The sequence below is a fragment of the Microbacterium sp. NPDC056044 genome, assembly GCF_042267145.1.
Taxonomy (GTDB): domain Bacteria; phylum Actinomycetota; class Actinomycetes; order Actinomycetales; family Microbacteriaceae; genus Microbacterium.
In genome coordinates, this window is sequence record NZ_JBHJWZ010000007.1 from 155,533 (window position 1) to 171,079 (window position 15,547).

15 protein-coding genes are annotated in these 15,547 nt (G+C 70.4%); 12 read left to right on the forward strand and 3 right to left on the reverse strand.

Annotated elements, in window-relative coordinates; all coding sequences use genetic code 11:
- The first annotated feature begins 109 nt into the window (after positions 1 to 109).
- The 7 genes from ACFC1I_RS19830 (at position 110) to ACFC1I_RS19860 (ending at position 8,016) form a co-directional block, all read left to right on the forward strand.
- Positions 110 to 1,441, forward strand: a complete 1,332-nt coding sequence (locus ACFC1I_RS19830; RefSeq protein WP_376013491.1) for an ABC transporter substrate-binding protein — start codon at positions 110 to 112, stop codon at positions 1,439 to 1,441.
- 119 nt (positions 1,442 to 1,560) lie between these two features.
- Complete coding sequence (locus ACFC1I_RS19835; protein WP_376013494.1) at positions 1,561 to 2,466, forward strand: carbohydrate ABC transporter permease; 906 nt, start codon at positions 1,561 to 1,563, stop codon at positions 2,464 to 2,466.
- A gap of 8 nt (positions 2,467 to 2,474) precedes the next feature.
- A complete protein-coding gene (locus ACFC1I_RS19840; RefSeq protein ID WP_376013497.1) occupies positions 2,475 to 3,434 on the forward strand; it encodes a carbohydrate ABC transporter permease in 960 nt (319 codons plus the stop codon).
- A 1-nt stretch (position 3,435) separates the two neighbouring features.
- Positions 3,436 to 4,740: an arabinan endo-1,5-alpha-L-arabinosidase gene (locus tag ACFC1I_RS19845; protein ID WP_376013499.1), complete on the forward strand. Its 1,305-nt coding sequence runs from the start codon at positions 3,436 to 3,438 to the stop codon at positions 4,738 to 4,740.
- Complete coding sequence (locus tag ACFC1I_RS19850) at positions 4,737 to 5,417, forward strand: YesL family protein (RefSeq protein ID WP_376013502.1); 681 nt, start codon at positions 4,737 to 4,739, stop codon at positions 5,415 to 5,417. The genes ACFC1I_RS19845 and ACFC1I_RS19850 overlap by 4 nt, the downstream gene beginning before the upstream one ends.
- Positions 5,418 to 5,506: 89 nt before the next feature.
- A complete protein-coding gene (locus ACFC1I_RS19855) occupies positions 5,507 to 7,018 on the forward strand; it encodes an alpha-N-arabinofuranosidase (protein ID WP_376013503.1) in 1,512 nt (503 codons plus the stop codon).
- The gene (locus ACFC1I_RS19860) at positions 7,015 to 8,016 is read left to right on the forward strand and encodes an arabinan endo-1,5-alpha-L-arabinosidase (protein WP_376013505.1); all 1,002 of its coding nucleotides are present in this window, start codon (positions 7,015 to 7,017) and stop codon (positions 8,014 to 8,016) included. Before ACFC1I_RS19855 ends, ACFC1I_RS19860 begins: the two co-directional genes overlap by 4 nt.
- Positions 8,017 to 8,019: 3 nt before the next feature.
- Here the strand turns inward: ACFC1I_RS19860 and ACFC1I_RS19865 are convergent, their stop codons facing one another.
- Positions 8,020 to 9,036: a LacI family DNA-binding transcriptional regulator gene (locus ACFC1I_RS19865; protein ID WP_376013507.1), complete on the reverse strand. Its 1,017-nt coding sequence runs from the start codon at positions 9,034 to 9,036 to the stop codon at positions 8,020 to 8,022.
- A 125-nt stretch (positions 9,037 to 9,161) separates the two neighbouring features.
- Entirely contained in the window at positions 9,162 to 9,827 is a 666-nt protein-coding gene (locus ACFC1I_RS19870; RefSeq protein ID WP_376013509.1) for a DUF4386 domain-containing protein, read from the reverse strand.
- A 97-nt stretch (positions 9,828 to 9,924) separates the two neighbouring features.
- Between ACFC1I_RS19870 and ACFC1I_RS19875 the strand changes: the two genes are divergently transcribed.
- The 5 genes from ACFC1I_RS19875 (at position 9,925) to rocD (ending at position 13,914) form a co-directional block, all read left to right on the forward strand.
- Positions 9,925 to 10,359, forward strand: coding sequence for a hypothetical protein (locus ACFC1I_RS19875; RefSeq protein WP_376013511.1), 435 nt, complete (start codon positions 9,925 to 9,927; stop codon positions 10,357 to 10,359).
- Positions 10,359 to 10,574 (forward strand): helix-turn-helix transcriptional regulator, encoded by a 216-nt coding sequence (locus ACFC1I_RS19880; protein ID WP_341996274.1) that lies wholly within the window; start codon positions 10,359 to 10,361, stop codon positions 10,572 to 10,574. Before ACFC1I_RS19875 ends, ACFC1I_RS19880 begins: the two co-directional genes overlap by 1 nt.
- Position 10,575: 1 nt before the next feature.
- The gene (locus ACFC1I_RS19885; protein WP_376013514.1) at positions 10,576 to 11,640 is read left to right on the forward strand and encodes an NAD(P)-dependent alcohol dehydrogenase; all 1,065 of its coding nucleotides are present in this window, start codon (positions 10,576 to 10,578) and stop codon (positions 11,638 to 11,640) included.
- A 139-nt stretch (positions 11,641 to 11,779) separates the two neighbouring features.
- The gene (ddaH, locus tag ACFC1I_RS19890; protein ID WP_376013517.1) at positions 11,780 to 12,664 is read left to right on the forward strand and encodes a dimethylargininase; all 885 of its coding nucleotides are present in this window, start codon (positions 11,780 to 11,782) and stop codon (positions 12,662 to 12,664) included.
- 23 nt (positions 12,665 to 12,687) lie between these two features.
- Complete coding sequence (gene rocD / locus ACFC1I_RS19895; protein ID WP_376013520.1) at positions 12,688 to 13,914, forward strand: ornithine--oxo-acid transaminase; 1,227 nt, start codon at positions 12,688 to 12,690, stop codon at positions 13,912 to 13,914.
- 6 nt (positions 13,915 to 13,920) lie between these two features.
- Here rocD and ACFC1I_RS19900 read toward each other — a convergent pair whose 3' ends face one another.
- Positions 13,921 to 15,519 carry a molybdopterin-dependent oxidoreductase gene (locus ACFC1I_RS19900; RefSeq protein WP_376013522.1) on the reverse strand — a complete coding sequence of 533 codons (1,599 nt, stop codon included), beginning with the start codon at positions 15,517 to 15,519 and terminating at the stop codon, positions 13,921 to 13,923.
- Positions 15,520 to 15,547: the final 28 nt, after the last annotated feature.

A 15,547-nucleotide genomic window follows, 5' to 3' on the forward strand; every position in this document is an offset into this window, starting at 1 on the left:
CACCAAGCAATTCCAACGTTGTAAATCAACGAAGGCCCCCCACCGATCAGCGGCGATCGATCCTCGGATCCCGCAGGCTGGTCACCACAGCACTACGAGAGGAAACGTGATGACGAAGTCACGGAAGTCGGTCGTCGCCGCAGCGGCGATGCTCGCCGCCGGCGGTCTGATCCTGTCCGGCTGCTCCGGCAGCTCCGGCGGCGGCACCGAGCAGCTGACCTTCATGTTCCGCGGCAGCGACGCCGAGAAGGCGGCCTACACCGCGGCGATCGAGCAGTTCGAGAAGGACAACGACGTCGACGTCAAGATCATCATGACGACCGCCGACGAGTACAGCACGAAGCTCAAGGCGGCGATCACCGGCAAGCAGGTGCCCGACGTCTTCTACATCGACCCGGGCAGCGTGCAGGCCTACGTCAAGACCGGCATCATCAAGGACATCACCGACTACGTCGAGAACGACGAGGACCTCGACCTCGACAACGTCTGGCAGTACGGCGTCGACAGCTACCGTTTCGACGGCAAGCTCATGGGCCAGGGCTCGATCTACGCGATGCCCAAGGACGTCGGCCCGTTCTCGTTCGGCTACAACCGCACGATGTTCGAGAAGGCCGGCATCCCGCTCCCCGACAAGGACACCCCGTACACGTGGGACCAGTTCGTCGACGTGGCGAAGCAGCTCACGCAGGACACCAACGGCGACGGCACCCTCGACCAGTGGGGCACCGGACTCAACGTGCAGTGGAACCTGCAGCCGTTCGTGTGGTCCAACGGCGGGGACTGGCTGAACGAGGACCGCACCGAGGTCACCGTCGACAGCCCCGAGTTCGCCGAGGCGCTGCAGTGGTTCGCCGACCTGTCGAACGTCGAGGGCGTCACGCCGTCGACCGCCGACGCCCAGACGCTCGACACCTACCAGCGCTGGATGCAGGGGCAGATCGGCTTCTTCCCGGTGGGCCCGTGGGACGTGCCCGTGTACGAGAAGCTCGACTTCGACTGGGACCTCATCCCGTACCCGGTGGGCGCCACCGGTGAGACGGCGACCTGGACGGGCACCCTCGGCATCGCCGTGAGCGAGAGCACGAAGGACCCCGACACCGCGGCGAAGCTCGCGATCTACCTGTCGACCGACCCGACGGCGCAGCAGTCGCTCGTCGACGCGGGTGTGCAGATCCCGAACCTCATCGACATGGCCAACGAGTGGGTGACCGCCTCGACGCTCCCGCCCGACAACAAGCAGGAGTTCCTCGACATCGTCCAGGACTACGGCCGCGCACTCCCGGCGAACACCACGTACTCGCCCGAGTGGTACGACGAGCTGTTCAAGAACATCCAGCCCGTCCTGGACGGCGAGCAGACTGCAGCGGACTACCTCGAGGAAGTCCAGCCGCGCATGCAGGAGATGCTCGACAAGGCCAACGCCGACGCCGGAATCGGCTGAGCCGGCCGAAGCCTGATATCGGGAACGGATGCTGCGGCCCGCCGCCGCGCCGCACACTCCGGCCGCGCCGGGGCGCAGCATCCGTCCCTCTCCTGCTTCTGAAGAGAACGAGGTCTCTCATGTCGACGACGACAACCGCACGCCGCTCGCGGCTGCACCGCCGCGAGCACCGCGCCGCCCTCGCGTTCGTCGCGATCCCGGTCATCGGGTTCCTGGCCTTCACCGGCTACCCGCTCGTGTTCTCGGTGTACGCGTCGTTCACGAAGTGGAACGGCCTGAGCGAGCCGGTGTTCAACGGGCTCGACAACTTCGTCGAGATGGTGGCCGACCCGTACTTCTGGCAGGCCATGGGCAACACGATCTTCTACATGATCGGCATCCCGATCGGACTGATCCTGTCGCTCCTGCTCGCCCTCGCGCTCAACCGCAAGATGCGCGGTACCACCTTCTTCCGCACGGTCTACTACGTGCCGGTGATCTCGTCGCTGGCCGCCGTCGCGATCCTCTGGCAGTGGGCCTACAACGGCGACTTCGGCCTCGTGAACCAGGTGCTCGCGCTGTTCGGCATCGACGGCCCGAACTGGCTGCAGAACGCGGCGACGGTGAAGCCGGCGATCATCATCATGGCGGTGTGGAAGGGCCTCGGCTACTCGATGCTCCTGTACCTCGCGGCGCTCCAGTCGGTGCCGCGCCACCTCTACGAGGCCGCCGCGCTCGACGGCGCCGGCGCGTGGGGGCAGTTCCGTCACATCACGGTGCCGCTCCTCAACCCCGTCACGTTCTTCCTCGTCGTCACGAGCATCATCGGCGGCGCGCAGATCTTCATCGAGATCAACATCATGACCCCCACCGGCGGCCCGGAGTTCAGCTCCGCCTCGATCGTCTGGTACATCTGGCAGAAGGCGTTCAACTACCTGCAGATGGGCTACGCGACAGCGATGTCGGTGGTCCTCGGGCTCCTCGTCTTCGTCGTGACCGCGATCCAGTTCCGGCTCAACCGCCGCTTCCAGTTCTCGATCGACTGAGGCCCATCATGACGCTCACCACTCCCGACACCCTGTCCGCGCTCGACGCGGAGGTCACCGGCAAGAGCCGCCGCCTCCCGAAGCGCCGCCTCGGGCGCCCGACCGGCAACACCGCCGGCGTCACCCGCCGCGCGTCCGCCTCGCGCCGCCTCGTGAACATCGTGCTGATCGCCGTGCTCGCGATCGGCGGCATCGTGATGATCGCGCCGCTGCTGTGGACGTTCTCGACGTCGCTCAAGACCCGCGAGGCCGTCTTCGCCCTGCCGCCGCAGTGGATCCCCGATCCGGTGGTGTGGGAGAACTACGTGCGCGTGTGGTCGGCCGGTCCGCTGCTGTCGGGCATCGTGAACTCGATCATCGTGTCGGCGACGGTCACGATCATCGGCACGGTCACCTCGATGCTCGCCGCCTTCGCGTTCGCGAAGCTGCGCCTGCCCGCCAAGAACCTGCTGTTCCTGATGCTGCTCTCGGCGATCATGATCCCGTTCCCGACGATCATGATCCCGCAGTTCAAGCTCTTCGCCGACCTCGGCATGGTCGACACCCTGTGGCCGCTGATCCTCCCCGGCGTCTTCGGCAACATCGTGATGGTCTTCTTCATCCGCCAGTATCTCGACTCGGTACCCGACTCGATCATCGAGGCGGCGAAGATCGACGGCGCCGGCTACCTGCGGATCTTCTTCACGCTGATCTTCCCGGCCATCCGGCCGGCGATCGCCGCACAGTTCATCCTGTGGTTCATGGCGGTGTGGAACGACTACCTCGCGCCGATCATCTACCTGAACTCGCCCGAGAAGCAGACCCTGCAGCTCGTCATCGCGAGCTTCAACGCGACCTACGCGAGCCAGACCGACTACCCGCTCATCATGGCGGCGTCGTTCATCGCGCTGATCCCGGTGCTCGCCGTGTTCATCATCTTCCAGCGGCAGATCATCGAGTCGGTCGCTCTCACCGGGGCGAAGGGCTGACATGTCGCTTCCGACCGCACCCGCGACCGCCGACCCCACCACCTGGGGTGCGCGCAACGCGCACGACCCCACCGTCGTCCAGGGCGACGACGGCCAGTGGTACATGTTCTCGACCGATGCCGCCGTCGGCGTCGACGACATCCCCGCGGGGGTCCACGTGCGCACGTCGCCCGACCTCGTCGCCTGGACGTTCGTGGGCACCGCCCTCGACGGCGTGCCCGCGCCGGCGCTCGCGCACACCGGCGCCGAGGGCCTGTGGGCGCCGGAGGTCGTGCGCTGGCCCACGGCCGACGGGTCGCCCCGCTGGCACATGTACTACTCGGCCTCGACGTTCGGCTCCCGCACGTCCGTCATCGGACTCGCGACGGCCGCCTCCCCGGCAGGTCCCTGGACGGACGCCGGTCCCGTCGTGACGACCACCCACGACGTCGACGGGCACAACGCCATCGACGCCGCCGTCGTCTTCGACCGCGCCGGGCGCCCGTGGTTCACCTACGGCTCGTTCTTCGGCGGCATCCACATCCTCCCGCTCGACCCCGAGACCGGGTTCGCCCAGCACCCCGGCGAGACCGGAACGCTCATCGCCCGGCGTCCCGCCAGCGTCGACGGCGCCGTCGAGGGCGCCTACATCGTGTACCGCCCCGAAGAGGACCGGTACGTGCTGTTCGTCTCGTACGACTCGCTGTTCGACAGCTACAGCGTGCGCGTCGCGGTGGCCGACGAGGTCACCGGCCCCTACGTCGACGTGAACGGCCGCGCCCTCACCGACACCGCGGACGATGCCCCGGATGCCGTGGGCACGAAGATCCTCGGCGGTCACGCGTTCCCGGGCGGCACGGCCTGGATCGCTCCTGGCCACAACTCCGTGTTCCGCGACGGCGAGCGGCTGTTCGTCGTGCACCACGTGCGCCTGGCCGACGACCCGACGCGGCACGAGGCGCAGATCCGCCGCATCCACCTCACCGCCTCGGGTTGGCCGCTGGTCTCGCCGCACCCGTTCGCCGGGTACGACGCCGAGCGTCTGCCCGACGCCGAGGGCGTCGACGGCGAATGGAACGTGGTTCGCCTGGATCCCGCGCGGCGAGGGGTCGAGGCATCCGTCCCCCTGCGCGTGGTCGGTGCCGCGCACACCGACGGGCAGACCGTGACGACCCCGCTCATCGTGCGGGCGGACGGCGGCGATGTCGTGCTCGACGCGGTCGTCTTCGGCGCCTGGGACCCGGTCGCCGAGCGGCCCGTGCTCGCGTTCGCGGGGCTCGATGCCGACGGCGTCGTCTGGACCGGCTCGAAGGCGGTGGCGTCATGATCGCGGAGTACGGCTGGACCGGGCGCGTCATGGCATGGCTGCGGGTCGTCGCCGCCCTCATCGTCGTGAACCTGCTCTTCGTCGCGGGCACGCTGGTCGGTCTCGTCGTGCTCGGGCTCGCGCCGGCGGCGCTCGCCGCGACCGCGTGCCTCACGCGGCTGCGCGACGGCGAAGGGGACACCGGGCTCGTGCGCGAGTTCGCCGCCGTCTACCGCGCCGGATTCTGGCGCGCGAACCTCATCGGCCTGCCGTTCGGGATCGTCGCGGTGCTGCTGGTCGCCGACACCGCCGTGCTCCCGGTGCTCGACGGCGTGGCCGCGGCAGCCCTCGCCGGATTCACCTGGGTCGCGGGGGCGGTCGCCGCGCTCGTGTTCGCGTGCGCCCTGACGGTCGCGGTGCGCTACGACGAGACCGCCGGCGCGGTGCTGCGCTACGCCGCGGTGCTGCTGTTCACCTCTCCCATGATGAGCGTCGTCATGCTCGTGAGCCTCGGTGCGGTCGGCGCCGCGCTCGCGCTCCTGCCGATGCTCGTGCCGCTCGCCGGGTTCGCCGTGCTCCTCTTCGTCGCGGGGTGGTTCGTCGACCACCGCCTCGCCGCCCTCGACCCCGACCACCCTCGTGCCGGCGACCGCCGGCGTGAGCCCGTGCCTGTTGCCGGGGCATCCGTCACCCGCTGACCGCCCCGCACCCCACCGCTTGCGGCGCGCCCCGCGCCGGAACGTCCCTGCCGTGCTGCCCGCAGCCGGCCCGCCCCTGGAGGAGAAACGTGACCACGTCACCCACCACCGCCCGCATCTCGGTCGACCGCGAGGCGGTCGTCGCCCCGATCGACCGCCGCATCTTCGGCTCGTTCGTCGAGCACCTCGGCCGCTGCGTCTACGACGGCATCTACGAGCCCGGCCACCCCACCGCGAACGAGGACGGCTTCCGCCTCGACGTCGTCGACCTCGTGCGCGAGCTCGGCTCGACCACGATCCGCTACCCCGGCGGCAACTTCGTGTCGGGCTTCCGCTGGGAGGACAGCGTCGGCCCCCGCGAGAAGCGCCCCGTGCGCCGCGACCTCGCATGGCACTCGCTCGAGACCAACCAGGTCGGCGTCGACGAGTTCTCGCGCTGGCTCAAGCTCACCGGCTCCGAGCTGATGATGGCTGTCAACCTCGGCACGCGCGGCATCGAGGCGGCCCTCGACCTGCTCGAGTACTGCAACCACCCGTCCGGCACGGCCCTCAGCGACCAGCGCATCGCGAACGGCACCGTCGAGCCGCACGACATCCGCATGTGGTGCCTCGGCAACGAGATGGACGGCCCCTGGCAGACCGGCTACATGACGGCTGACGACTACGGCAAGATCGCCGCACGCACCGCGCAGGCGATGAAGGCGGCCGATCGCAGCCTCGAGCTCGTCGTGTGCGGGTCGTCGGGCTCGGCGATGCCGACGTTCGGCGACTGGGAGCGCACCGTGCTCGAGCACGCGTACGAGCACGTCGACTTCATCTCGTGCCACGCGTACTACCAGGAGCGCGGCGGTGACCTCGCCTCGTACCTCGCCTCGTCGATCGACATGCAGTACTTCATCGAGACGGTCGTCTCTACCGCCGACCACGTGGGCAACAAGCTCAAGTCGAAGAAGAAGATCAAGCTCTCGTTCGACGAGTGGAACATCTGGTACCTCGATGAGCACCAGGCCTCCGACGAGGTCAACGACGAGTGGCGCATCGCCCCGCGTCAGCTCGAAGACGTCTACTCGGTGGCGGATGCCGTCGTGCTCGGCAACCTCATGATCACGCTGCTGAAGAACCACGACCGGGTGGCGTCGGCGTCGCTCGCGCAGCTCGTCAACGTCATCGCGCCGATCATGACCGAGCCGGGCGGAGCGGCGTGGCGCCAGACGACGTTCTTCCCGTTCTCGGTGACGTCGCGCCTCGCGCGCGGCGAGGTGCTGAAGCCCCGCATCGACGCCGGCACCTACCAGACGGCCGTGTACGGCGACGCACCCCTCGTCGACGCGGTGGTCACCGCCGACGAGGGCGCCGCAGCGGTCTTCCTCGTGAACCGCAGCCAGACCGACGCGGTCGAGGTCACGGTGGACGTCTCCGAGCTCGGCGTCGGCACGGTCGCCGAGGCCGTGACGCTGTGGGACGACGACGTGTACGCCAAGAACACGCTCGCCGACCAGGAGCGCGTGGGCCTCAAGACCCTCGACGGCGTCGTGCTCGAGGACGGCACCGTGACCATGACGCTGCCGCCGGTGTCGTGGTCGGCCATCGCCCTCGCATGACCCCGGTGGCCCGGCGGGCGGCGGCCGCAGCATCCGTCCTCGCGATTCTCGCGATCGCGACCGGATGCGCGGGCGCGCCCGCCGTGCCCGAGCCGACAGGCGACACGTTCGTGCACGACCCCGCGTACGTCGCGGGGGAGGAGGGCGAGCCGTCGTTCGTGTACTCGACGGGCAACGGGCGGATCGGGGACGGGAACATCCAGATCCGCCGGTCGGTCGACGGCGCCGACTGGGAGGATGCCGGCACCGTCTGGGACGAGAAGCCCGCCTGGCTCGTCGAGGCGGTGCCCGGCGTCGACAACCTGTGGGCGCCGGAGCTCTACGAGCACGACGGCACGTGGTACCTCTATTACTCGGCGTCGACGTTCGGGAAGAACACCTCGCTCATCGCTCTCGCCACGAACACGACGCTCGACCCCGACGACCCGGGCTACGAGTGGGTGGACCGGGGCGTCGTGATCGAGTCGGGGGACACCGACTTCAACGCGATCGACCCGGGCATCGTCGAGGACGCGCACGGCGACCCGTGGATGGCGTTCGGCTCGTTCTGGAGCGGCATCCGCATGGTGCCGCTGGAGTGGCCGACCGGCCTGCGGGCCGACGAATCCGAACCGCTGCGGATCGCCGATCGTCAGCTGCCGCCCAACGCCGTCGAGGCGCCGTACATCCTGCCGCACGACGGCTTCTACTACCTGTTCGTCTCGAAGGACTTCTGCTGCAAGGGTGTCGACAGCACCTATTCGATCGCGGTCGGGCGCTCGGAATCGGTGACCGGGCCGTACGTCGACGCCGACGGCGTCCCGCTCCTCGAGGACGGCGGCACGCCGTTGCTCGCCTCGGACGGCACGCGGGTGGGTCCGGGCGGCCAGTCGGTCTCGGGAGGGCGGCTCGCCTTCCACTTCTACGACGCGGACCTCGACGGCCAGTTCCGCCTCGGACTGCTGCCGCTCAGGTGGCGGGACGGCTGGCCGAGCGTGGCGTGGCCGCCGCAGGACTGACGGTCAGCGGGCGACGGCGGGCGCGGACTCGCGCTGCACGATCTCGAAGTCGGCGAGGAGCAGTCGCGGCGGAGCGTCGAGGCCCGCGATGCGCTCGATGAGCGTCGCGACCGCGGTGCGCGCGATCCAGTCGCTGCCGGGGTCGACGGTGGTGAGCGAGGGGATCGAGTACTGCGCCTCGTCGATGTCGTCGAAGCCGATCACCGCGACGTCGTCGGGTACGCGCAGCCCGGCCTCCTGCAGGGCGCGCATCGCGCCGAATGCGAGGGTGTCGTTGAGGGCGAACACGGCGTCGAACTGCACGTCGCGCTCGATGATCTCGCGCATCGATCGCGCGCCGTTCGCGCGGTGCCACTCGATCGACGGACCGATCAGCCGTCCGTCGAACGGGATGCCGTGCGCCTCGAGCGCCTCGCGATACCCCTGCAGACGCAGCGCGGCCGAGCCGATCAGCTCGCCCTCGTGCGCGCCGACGATCGCGATGCGCCGGCGGCCGGAGTCGATGAGGTACTCGGTCGCCGCGCGGGCCGCTTCGACGTTGCGCATCGTGAGGTGGTCGGTGGGGCCCTCGAAGATGCGCTCGCCGAGGAGCACCAGCGGGTAGTCGACGTCCAGGTGGGCGACGTCGTCCTGGCTCATCTCGAGCGGGCTGAAGATCAGGCCGTCGCTCATCTTGCGCCGGGGGCTGGTGAGGAGGTCGAGCTCGCGCTGGCGGCCCCCGCTGCCCGTCTGCTCGATGGTGACGACGAGACCGGATGCCTCGGCCGCGGCGATCACCGCGGCGGCGAGCTCTGCGAAGTAGGCGAGGGCGAGATCCGGTACAGCCAGGGCGATCGAGCCGGTGCGGCCGGAGCGGAGGCTGCGGGCGGTGAGGTTGGGCGTGTAGTCCAGCTCCGCGATCGCGGCCTCGACGCGCTCCTTGGTGGTAGGGCGGATGTGCGGGTAGTCGTTGATGACGTTCGACACCGTCTTGATCGACACGCCCGCGAGGCGAGCGACATCGTGCAGTGTGGCGGCCATCGTCACATCCCCCCTCGCCGAGATCCCGGCGTGCTCCGAGTCTACAACGTTGTAGTCGCTCCACCGCGCTGCGACCCTCATTGTGGCCGAGTCGAGGCATCCGGATCAATCGATCGGCATCTGCGTCAGCCGGCGACGGCGTGCGCGACGCGTGCCCGAGTCGAGGTGCGGACGGGCCGGATGCCGATGATCAGCAGGTAGCCCACCATCCACAGCTCTCCGACGGTGGCCGGGATGACGATCAGATCCGCCACGGCGTCCGCCGTGCCGGGGAGCGCGGCAGACAGCACCGCATTGAGGGCGTAACCGACGCCGCCGGCGACCAGGATCCAGCCGAGGATGCGGGGCATTCGCCGGGTCGACACGGCGAACCAGCCCATCGGAACGAGCCACAGGCCGAAGAACACCGCGCCGACCGTCCAGAACGCATCGGCGACGACGCGCAGCAGGGGCGCAGCATTCGTCCCCGTCGCGCTCGAGGGGTCGAGTGAGACCGCTAACGCGGCCGTGAGCAGGGCGGCGCTGCCCAGCACCGCGAGCGCGTTGCCCATGCCGAACACGGCGACGGCGAAGGCGGCGACGGGCCGGTCCTCGCGAAACAGCGCGAAGAAGCCGACGGCCGCGAGCGACTGGGTGATCACCACGCCGAGCTCGAACGCGATGCCAAGCTGCGCGTAGCCGGGGCTCTCGGTCGCGAGTGGTCGCACGAGCAGGAAGCCGAGGCCGCCGAGCACGGCGAGGGCGAGGTAGGCGCCGCCGGTCCAGCGGGCGGTGCGGATGAGCGAGGGCATGTCGGTTCCTTCCGGAGATGTAAAGGATTCTTGACACGCACGGTAGACCCGCCCTATCTTCAGTGTCAAGAATCTTTTACACACCCCGGGAGGGGCCATGGTCTACGAAGAGCGCAACATCTGGGCGAGCCTGATCGTCAGCGTGATCGGCACGATCGTCTACGTCGTCCTCGTGCTGCAGGCGGCAGGCGGCGGTCCGCTGACCGACGTGGACTGGGTGCCGATCATGCTGTGGATCATCGGCGCCAGCATCGTCGGCGCCATCGTCCTGAGCATCGTGTGGGGCATCCTCGCGGGCATGTTCGACCCCGACGGGGTGGGCAAATCCGACCAGCGCGACCGCGACATCGCGCACATGTCGACCCGCGTCGGCCAGGCGTTCCTCATCATCGCCGGGCTCGGCGTGCTCGTCCTGTGCGCGTTCGAGGCCGACTGGTTCTGGATCGCCAACACCATGTACTTCGGCTTCGCGCTGTCGTCGATCGTCGGCGGCATCGCGAGCGTCATCGCCTACCGCCGGGGGCTCGTCTGATGGTGAAGCCCACGAAGGTCCAGAACTCCATCCGCGCCGTACGCGAGGCGGCCGGGATCACGCAGGCCGAGCTCGCGCGCCGGGTGGGCGTCACCCGCCAGACCCTCATCGCCATCGAGCAGGGCCGGTATTCGCCGACCCTCGAGCTCGCCTTCCAGCTCGCCCGCGCCTTCGGCGTCGGGCTCGACGACCTCTTCGACTACCCGGAGGAATGACATGTCCGAGACGCTTCCCGGGGCTGCGGCCCTCCGCGCCGATTCGATGTCGGCGTGGCGCCAGCATCGCTACGGCGAGGCCGACGCGGTGGCCCTCGAGACCGCCGACGTGCCGGCGCCCGGGCGCGGCCAGGTGCTGCTCCGGCTGCGCGCGACGGGCCTCAACAACGGCGACATCCGCGTGATGCGCGGCGAGCCGCTCCTCGTGCGCCTCGCCTTCGGCCTCCGCCGTCCGCGCCAGGCGGTGAGGGGGATGGATGCTGCGGCCACCGTCGTCGCGCTGGGCCCGGGCGTGACGGAGGCCGCGGTCGGCGACGAGGTCGTGTGCGAGCTTCCCGCCGGCGGCGGGCTCGCGCGCTACGCCCTCGCTCCGGTCGCGCGCCTGGTGCGTCGTCCTGCGGAGCTCGATCCCGTGGTCGCGGCGGCCCTGCCGATCGCGGGCGGAACGGCGTGGCAGGCGCTGGCCCTCGGGGGAGTGGCGGATGCCTCGGCCCCGGGTGGTTCCTCTGCCCCGGGTTCGTCGCGGCAGCGGGTGCTCGTGATCGGGGCGTCGGGCGGGGTGGGCACGTTCACGGTGCAGCTCGCCGCCGGGCGCGGCGCCGAGGTCTGGGCGCTGTGCGGCGAGCGCAACCGCGCGCTCGTCGAGGGCCTCGGCGCGGCGCGCACCTTCGACTACCGCGCCGTGCAGCCGGGATCGCCCGAACTCGGGGAGGGGCGGTTCGACGCGGTGATCGACATCGCCGGCACCGCGCCGCTGCGGGTGCTGCGGCGACTCGTGCGCGACGGTGGACGCGTGGTGCTCGTGTCGGGCGAGGGCGGGCGCGTGCTGGGTCCGATCGGGCGGCTGGCCGCAGCATCCATCCTCTCCATCGGCGCGAAGCGTCCGGTGCGCCCGCTCGCCGCCGTCGCCAAGGCCGACGTGCTCGCAGAGCTCATGGCGCTCGCCGTCGCAGGGCGCCTGAGCCCTGTCATCGAGCGCACCTTCGCGTTCGCCGAAGCGGGCGCCGCGCTCGCGCACGTCGCCGCCGGCCACGTGGCGGGCAAGGTGGTCGTCCTCGCGGAGTGACCGGGCCGCGGCATCCACGTCCCCATTCCCAGGCCGTGGACAGCGACCGTGAGACAATGGACGAGGCGTGCCCGGTTGATGGCTTCTCCAGCTCCGCCGGGCCTCTGGACAGCGTCCGCCGCGCCTCTACAGGAGCAAGATGTCCACGCAGAACACCGCGCCCGCCACCGCCCCCGACGCCGGGGTCGCCTCCGGCCGGATCCAGCAGATCCGCCGCTACCTGATGTGCCGCCCCGAGCACTTCACGGTCAGCTACACCATCAATCCGTGGATGGAGCCGGCGAACCCCACCGACACCGCCCTCGCGGTGCGCCAGTGGCAGGCGCTCTACGACACCTATGTCGCGCTCGGCCACGAGGTTCACCTCATCGACCCGATCGAGGGCCTGCCCGACATGGTCTACACGGCCAACGGCGGCTTCGTCATCGACAACGTCGCGTACGGCGCGAAGTTCCGTTTCCAGGAGCGCGTGCCCGAGGGGCCCGCGTTCATGGACTGGTTCCGTGACAACGGCTTCGAGGTCGCGGAGCCCGTCGAGGTCAACGAGGGCGAGGGCGACTTCCTGCTCGTCGGCGACACGATCCTCGCCGGGACCGGCTTCCGCTCGACCGGCGACAGCCATCGCGAGCTCGGCGACGTGTTCGGCAAGGAGGTCGTGAGCCTCACCCTCGTCGACCCGCGGTTCTATCACCTCGACACCGCCATCTCGGTGCTCGATCCGGTGCAGGGCCCGGGCGGCGTCGAGAAGGCGAACATCGCGTACCTCGAGCACGCGTTCGACGAGCGCAGCCAGGCGATCCTCGCCGAGCGCTACCCCGACGCGATCCGCGTCGCGGACGCCGACGGCGCCGTGTTCGGCCTCAACTCGGCCAGCGACGGCCTGAACGTCATCATCTCGCCGCGCGCGACGGGCTTCGAGGCGCAGTTGCGCGAGCGCGGCTACAATCCCGTGCTCGTCGACCTGTCCGAGCTGCTGCTCGGCGGCGGCGGCATCAAGTGCTGCACGCTCGAGCTGCGACGCTGAGCGATCACCGAAGAGGAGACATCATGACCGCCGCCTCCACCTCCCTCGACGCCGCGATGGGCCAGATCATCGCCGCCGAACAAGAGCACGTCGCCCACAACTACCACCCGCTGCCGGTCGTGATCTCGCGCGGCGAGGGGGCGTGGGTGACCGATGTCGAGGGCAAGCGCTACCTCGACCTGCTCTCGGCCTACTCGGCCCTCAACTTCGGGCACGGGCACCCGGCGATCCTCGCCGCCGCGCAGGAGCAGCTGAACCGCCTCACGCTCACGAGCCGCGCGTACCACAACGACCGCCTCGGCCCCTTCGCCGCCGCGCTCGCCGAGCTCTGCGGCAAGGACCTCGTGCTGCCGATGAACACCGGCGCCGAGGCCGTCGAGACCGGCATAAAGGTCGCCCGCGCGTGGGGCTACCGGGTGAAGGGCGTGGCTCCGGACGCGGCGAAGATCGTCGTCGCGCACGGCAACTTCCATGGACGCACCACCACGATCGTCGGCTTCAGCGACGACCCGCAGGCGCGTGACGGCTTCGGCCCGTTCACGCCGGGGTTCATCTCGGTGCCGTTCGGCGACGCCGCGGTGATCGACGCCGCGATCACGGCCGACACCGTCGCCGTGCTCATCGAGCCGATCCAGGGCGAGGCCGGCGTCGTGCTCCCTCCCGAGGGCTACCTCAAGAAGGTGCGCGAGATCTGCACCCGCCGCGGCGTGCTGTTCATCGCCGACGAGATCCAGTCCGGCCTCGGCCGCGTGGGCGAGACGTTCGCGTGCGACCGCGAAGGCGTCGTGCCCGACGTGTACCTCCTCGGCAAGGCGCTGGGCGGCGGCATCCTTCCGCTCTCGGCCGTCGTCGCCGACAGCGACATCCTCGGCGTCATCAAGCCGGGCGAGCACGGCTCGACGTTCGGCGGCAATCCGCTGGCCGCGGCCGTGGGACTGCGGGTCGTCGAGATGCTGCAGACCGGCGAGTTCCAGCGGCGCGCGAAGCTCCTCGGCGAGCACCTCGAGGCGAAGCTCACGGAGCTCGTCGGCCACGGCGTCACGGCGGTGCGCGTCGCCGGCCTCTGGGCGGGCGTCGACATCGACCCCGAGGTGGGCACCGGCCGCGAGGTCGCCGAGCGCCTCATCGCGCGCGGCGTGCTCGTGAAGGACACGCACGGCCAGACCATCCGCATCGCGCCGCCGCTCGTCGTGCGCGCGACCGAGCTGGACTGGGCGGTCGAGCAGCTGAGGTTCGTGCTCGCGAGCTGACGCGGCTCAGGCCACGTCGATGTTGAGCTGCTGCCATCCCGTCGCGCCGTCGGGGGCGGGGAACGCGTCGGTCTCGGTCTGACGCTCGCCGTTCGCGTTGGTGGCGCGGCAGCGGATCGCGTGCGAGCCGCGCTCGGCCGTCCACGGGATCGACCACTGCACCCACGTGTCGTCCGAGATGGCAGAGGCGAGGGCGGCCTCGCGCCACGGGCCGTCGTCTACCTGCACCTCCACCTTCTGGATGCCGACGTGCTGCTGCCAGGCGACGCCCGCGATCATGGTGTCGCCGGCGCTCAGACCCTGGCCGCGACGCGGGAGGTCGATGCGTGACTGCAGCTTGATCGGGCCCTTCGCCGACCATCCGCGCGTCGTCCAGTAGGCGGTGGCCTCGTCGAACCGCGTCACCTCGAGCTCGGTGACCCACTTGGTCGCCGACACGTAGCCGTAGAGCCCCGGCACGACCATGCGCACCGGGAACCCGTGCTCTGCCGGGAGCGGTTCGTCGTTCATCCCGACAGCGAGGATCGCGTTGCGGGTCTCCTCCTGCAGCACCTCGAGCGGCGTGCTCGCCGTGAACCCGTCGATCGACCGCGACAGCACCATGTCGGCGTCGGCCGTCGGCCGCGCGCGCTCGAGCAGGTGGCGGATCGGGTAGCCGAGCCATTTCGCGTTGCCGATGAGGTCGCCGCCGACGGGGTTCGAGACGCACGCGAGGGTCGTCCAACTCTCCTCGAGGGGGAGGGCGAGCAGTTCGTCCCACCCGATCTCGATCTCGTTCTCGACGAGGCCGTGGATCCGCAGACTCCAGGTCGCCGGATCGACCTGCGGCACGACGAGAGCCGTGTCGATGCGGTAGAAGCTCGCGTTCGGGGTCACGACCGAGGTCATCCCGGTGAGGTCCAGCTGCGCGCCGGCAGGGACCGGCGGAGCACTCACGGCCGGAGCCGGCAGTCGCAGCGCCTGGCGTACGGCGGTCACCGTGCGGGAGCCTGCCTGCAGCGCCGTCCCCGCGATCGCCGCGATCACGCCCGCCGCTGCGGCGGCGCCCGCCCAGACGAGGAAGCGGCGGCGAGACGGCTCGTCGTCGCCGGGCGCGTCGGCGGTGCCTGCCTCGGCGGGCGCGGAGGACGAGGCATCCGTCGCTCTCGCCAGCCGCGTCAGCAGGCGGACCGCCGCCGCTGCGACGAGGCCCGCGGTGAGCGAGGGCAGCCAGGCGAGACCGGTCGAGCCGGCGCGGGTCATCGCGAGCACGGCGACGACCGCGCCGAGCGCCGCGAACACGGTGGCGCCGAACCAGGGCCGGCGCAGTTCCAGGATGCCGACCCCCGCCGACACGGCCAGCAGCACGACCGCGATCCCGGTGAGCAGGGCGAGCTTGTCGGCCGTGCCGAACAGCGAGATCGCCGCATCCTTCGCCCACGGTGGCGCGAGATCGATCAGCGTCCCGCCGACGACGGAGATCGGGCTCGACGACGGCGCGACCAGCGCCGCGACCAGCTCGCCGATACCGGCACCGAGGACGACGGATGCTGCGCCCGCGGCCGCGCCGGAGAGGGCCGAGGGCTTCGCGACGACACGCGTCGCGGCACCCGCCTCACGAGTCATAGCGGGAGCATACGTCCGATCGGCCGTG

Excerpts from the sequence above, each read along its gene's own strand:
- ACFC1I_RS19830 (WP_376013491.1), top strand. The coding sequence starts at position 110 with ATGACGAAGTCACGGAAGTCGGTCGTCGCCGCAGCGGCGATGCTCGCC.
- ACFC1I_RS19835 (WP_376013494.1), top strand. The coding sequence starts at position 1,561 with ATGTCGACGACGACAACCGCACGCCGCTCGCGGCTGCACCGCCGCGAG.
- ACFC1I_RS19840 (WP_376013497.1), top strand. The coding sequence starts at position 2,475 with ATGACGCTCACCACTCCCGACACCCTGTCCGCGCTCGACGCGGAGGTC.
- ACFC1I_RS19845 (WP_376013499.1), top strand. The coding sequence starts at position 3,436 with ATGTCGCTTCCGACCGCACCCGCGACCGCCGACCCCACCACCTGGGGT.
- ACFC1I_RS19850 (WP_376013502.1), top strand. The coding sequence starts at position 4,737 with ATGATCGCGGAGTACGGCTGGACCGGGCGCGTCATGGCATGGCTGCGG.
- ACFC1I_RS19860 (WP_376013505.1), top strand. The coding sequence starts at position 7,015 with ATGACCCCGGTGGCCCGGCGGGCGGCGGCCGCAGCATCCGTCCTCGCG.
- ACFC1I_RS19865 (WP_376013507.1), bottom strand. The coding sequence starts at position 9,036 with ATGGCCGCCACACTGCACGATGTCGCTCGCCTCGCGGGCGTGTCGATC.
- ACFC1I_RS19870 (WP_376013509.1), bottom strand. The coding sequence starts at position 9,827 with ATGCCCTCGCTCATCCGCACCGCCCGCTGGACCGGCGGCGCCTACCTC.
- ACFC1I_RS19875 (WP_376013511.1), top strand. The coding sequence starts at position 9,925 with ATGGTCTACGAAGAGCGCAACATCTGGGCGAGCCTGATCGTCAGCGTG.
- ACFC1I_RS19880 (WP_341996274.1), top strand. The coding sequence starts at position 10,359 with ATGGTGAAGCCCACGAAGGTCCAGAACTCCATCCGCGCCGTACGCGAG.
- ACFC1I_RS19885 (WP_376013514.1), top strand. The coding sequence starts at position 10,576 with ATGTCCGAGACGCTTCCCGGGGCTGCGGCCCTCCGCGCCGATTCGATG.
- ddaH (WP_376013517.1), top strand. The coding sequence starts at position 11,780 with ATGTCCACGCAGAACACCGCGCCCGCCACCGCCCCCGACGCCGGGGTC.
- rocD (WP_376013520.1), top strand. The coding sequence starts at position 12,688 with ATGACCGCCGCCTCCACCTCCCTCGACGCCGCGATGGGCCAGATCATC.
- ACFC1I_RS19900 (WP_376013522.1), bottom strand. The coding sequence starts at position 15,519 with ATGACTCGTGAGGCGGGTGCCGCGACGCGTGTCGTCGCGAAGCCCTCG.